The 2,839-nt window shown below is 67.3% G+C and carries 2 protein-coding genes; both read right to left on the reverse strand.

The features are described from left to right. Window positions 1-18: 18 nt before the first annotated feature. Window positions 19-1,131 (reverse strand): ACP S-malonyltransferase, encoded by a 1,113-nt coding sequence (fabD, locus tag ACIQ9E_RS07260; protein WP_403703306.1) that lies wholly within the window; start codon window positions 1,129-1,131, stop codon window positions 19-21. A 239-nt stretch (window positions 1,132-1,370) separates the two neighbouring features. Then, window positions 1,371-2,726 carry a PfaD family polyunsaturated fatty acid/polyketide biosynthesis protein gene (locus tag ACIQ9E_RS07265; RefSeq protein WP_403703309.1) on the reverse strand — a complete coding sequence of 452 codons (1,356 nt, stop codon included), beginning with the start codon at window positions 2,724-2,726 and terminating at the stop codon, window positions 1,371-1,373. Between the last annotated feature and the right edge of the window lie 113 nt (window positions 2,727-2,839).

Below are 2,839 nucleotides of genomic sequence, written 5' to 3' on the forward strand. Positions count from 1 at the left end.
TTCGGTCCACGGCCTCGGTCAGCCGACCGGTTTGAGTTCGTCCAGGTCGAAGTAGCCCCGGTAGCCGTGGACATAGACGGCCGGGCGGTGCCCGAAGAGAATGATCGCCTCCGTGGCGGTCTCCAGCTGTCCGTAGTCACCAGCGGTGGAGCAGACCCGAGTACCGACCGGATGCCTTTCGTTCCATATCCTGACCTTTTCCCCGGCGCTCCGCTCCGGTCGGTCCACTGCAGGCCCGGCGGGACTTTCCGGCGTCTTCTCCGAGACCTTTCCGTACGGGTGGATCTCCGAATTTGCTGCCGCGGCCGCAGCGTTCTTTCCGATATCGGGAAGTTCCCGCCGGATCTTCTTCACCATATTTGCAAGAACGCGGCCGTGGCCAATTTCCTCGAACTCCATACCCGCATATCCGAGGAGAAATTCCACGGTATCGGACCAGCGCACGGCACTGACGATCTGGCGAGCCATCAGTTCCCTGACCTGATGGTTCTCATAGGGCCGCGCGGTGACATTGGAGACGACCGGTATCCGCAGTTCGGAAATGGCGGTCTCCGCCAGGAATCCGGCGAACTCCACGCGGGCCTGTTCCATATACCGGGAGTGGAAGGCTCCGCTCGTCTTGAGCGGAACGAAGAGATGGGTACCGGCCTGGAAGAGCGGCTGCGCCGCCTTCAGGTCCTCGGCCCGGCCCGAGATCACAATCTGCGACGGCGTGTTGAAGTTCGCCAGATCGACGGCGTCGAGCCCGGCTTCCGCCAGAACGGCGCGGACCTCCTTCTCCGAGGCGTTGAGGACGGCCGCCATCGCCCCGCCCCCGGACCGGAACATCAGCTCGCCGCGCCTACGGACCAGACGGAGCCCGGTCTCGAAGTCGAAAGCCTCGGCCGCGAGCAGGGCGTTGAACTCACCCAGGCTGTGACCTGCGACGAAGTCCGGGACGACACCGGTCTCCCGCAGCTTGCGGTAGTAGGAGAGGGCGTTGACGACATAGAGGGCCGGCTGGGTGTACCGGGTGTCGTCGAGCCGTCCGTCCGGGTCGTCCAGGCAGAGCGTCCGGATCGGGTAACCGAGGAGCGTGTCGGCGGTCCGGGTGAGGTCGGGGAACTCGTCGAAGAGGTCGGCGCCTCCCATTCCCTTTCGCTGCGACCCTTGACCGGGGAAGATGTATGCCCTCAACGTGAGAACCCTTTCTCATCATTTCTGGTCCGTTCGCTGCGGCGATGGCCGCGCGTCCTTCTGCAAAAGTGAGCAGACCTCCGGCCCTGCGTTCGGGCTTTCCTGTCAATGGCCATCCCACGCTTCCCGGTCACTCATCGTGACAACGAGTCAGATCATATGCCCTGGACACAGCACATGGCCAGTGGAAATCTTCAGGAGACGCGTTTTTGGTGCTCCGCCAGAATATGTTCGGCCTCCTGCATGAGCTGTCTCGCCATATGGTCGGGGTGCCGGTTCCGCCAGTTCTCCAGATCCGTTCCCCGTACCCATTGGTTAAAGGCTCCCAGAGCCGGGCCCGTATGGACCTGGACATTCGCCGGATCCCGCCCGGGGTCCGTGAAGGAGAGCCGGCTGCTGTATCCGTAGTACCAGCGGAAGATGAGGGCCATCCTGCGCTTCGGGAGGCGTTCGGCCCGCTCGATCTCCGCCTCCCGGCCGGTTCTGCGCAGATGGTCGCAGGTCTCCCTCCAGACCTCGTCGACACTTCTCTTGAAGAAGGTCTCCTGGAGCTGCCGGCGCACCCCTTCGGGGATCTCCTCCCAGGACTCATAGGTTTGGTAAAGGGCGTGGAGCCGGTTCGCTCTTGCCGGGAAGAGTGCGCCCTTCTTCAGCACTTGGACCAGGGCACCGATCTCGAACATGTCGCCTGCCGGGCAGTAGTCGGTGTCCGCCACCCCGATGTCCTGGAGCCGGTCCTTGACCTCGTCGCTGATCCCCGCCTCGGCGGTGCACTGGTTGATGGATCCCGTCATGACGTAGTCCGCCCCCATGACGAAGGCGGCCGCCACCGCCTGCGGGGTGCCGATCCCCCCGGCCAGCCCGAGCCGGATCTCCTCGGCATAGCCGAACTCCTTTACCAGGCGCCCCCGCAGGCTCTGCAGCGCGGGCAGCAGGACAGTGGACACCCCCCGGTCGGTGTGCCCGCCCGAGTCCGCCTCGACGGTGAGGTCCTGCGCCACCGGGACCCGGGCGGCGAGCGCCGCCTGTTCGGCGGTGGCCAGGCCCTCGGCCACCAGTCGCGCCACCGTTCCGGACGGCGCGGGCCGCAGGAACTCCCGGGCGACCTCGGGCCGCGAAACCTTGGCGAGGATCCGGGTGTCGCGCACGACCCCGCCGTCCCGTCCCGCCCGCAGCCCTTGCAGATGGAACCGGACCAGCGCCGGTGTCACCTTGACGAAGGCCGAGGCCTCGACGACGCGCACCCCGTGGGCGAGCAGCCGGTCGACGGCCGCGGTCTCCCGTGCCGGGTCCCGGTGGTCGGCCAGCAGATTGACGCCGAAGGGCCGGTGCGGGCCCAGCTCCGCCCGGAGATGGGCGATGTCCGCGCCCACCCGCTCGGGGCTCAGTCCCGCGGCCCCGAGGAATCCCAGGAAGCCGGCCCGTCCCATCGCCAGGACCAGCTCCTTCGACGCGATGCCCCGGTACATCGAGCCCGCCGCATAGGCGTAGTCCACCCCGAGGTCCCGGCGGAACGACTCACTGCCGAGCCCGCGCGCCTTCTCGTCCATGCTCCTCCTGCCGGGCGGTCCGGCGGCCGCGCCCCGTCGTGGGACACAGCCGCCCGGTCCGCCCTCGTCACCGAAAACGGCCTCCCGGCACGGCGCCGGGGCCGAACCCGCCC

The sequence above is a fragment of the Streptomyces sp. NPDC094448 genome (assembly GCF_044763775.1).
GTDB lineage: Bacteria > Actinomycetota > Actinomycetes > Streptomycetales > Streptomycetaceae > Streptomyces.

Bases quoted from the DNA above. Each gene is read 5' to 3' on its own strand.
- fabD (WP_403703306.1), bottom strand. From the start codon at position 1,131: ATGGGAGGCGCCGACCTCTTCGACGAGTTCCCCGACCTCACCCGGACC.
- ACIQ9E_RS07265 (WP_403703309.1), bottom strand. From the start codon at position 2,726: ATGGACGAGAAGGCGCGCGGGCTCGGCAGTGAGTCGTTCCGCCGGGAC.